1 protein-coding gene is annotated in these 466 nt (G+C 76.6%); it reads left to right on the top strand.

All coding sequences use genetic code 11. The annotated features are described in order from the left end of the window. Positions 1 to 91: 91 nt before the first annotated feature. On the top strand, positions 92 to 271 hold the full coding sequence (locus GTR00_RS22495) for a hypothetical protein (protein WP_166613673.1): 180 nt from the start codon (positions 92 to 94) through the stop codon (positions 269 to 271). The last annotated feature ends 195 nt before the right edge of the window (positions 272 to 466 follow it).

The following is a 466-nucleotide window of genomic DNA, read 5'->3' as shown; positions in this document are numbered from 1 at the left end:
GTGCCGCCACGCCTCGGGTGGCGGCACCGGCGCGCCCGCGAGAGCGTTCCACCTCCGACAGCACCGCACGCACGAGGAGGAGGCGGTAGCAGTGGCCGGAGGGCTGCTCGGCAAGGTGACGAGGTTCCTGTCCACCCCGCAGGGGCGGCGGCTGACGCAGGAGGCGACCCGGCGCGCGCAGCTGGCCGCCAAGGACCCCGCCACGCGGCGCAAGATCGAGTCCGTGGTCGGCCAGCTGCGCGGGCGCGGCTCCGGGGGCGCGCCCCGCTGAGCCGGGCGGCTCGCGGCGGCACCGCACGACCCTGACGCTTGGTTAGAGTCGTGCGCCGCCCGGCTCAGCGGGGCGCGCCCGCGAGAGCGTTCCACCTCCGACAGCACCGCACGCACGAGGAGGAGGCGGTAGCAGTGGCCGGAGGGCTGCTCGGCAAGGTGACGAGGTTCCTGTCCACCCCGCAGGGGCGGCGGC

The organism is Kineococcus indalonis (assembly GCF_009906395.1).
In the GTDB taxonomy this organism is placed as follows: domain Bacteria; phylum Actinomycetota; class Actinomycetes; order Actinomycetales; family Kineococcaceae; genus Kineococcus; species Kineococcus indalonis.
Note: the sequence above shows the minus strand (reverse complement) of the source record. Positions and strands in the feature narration are given on the sequence as shown.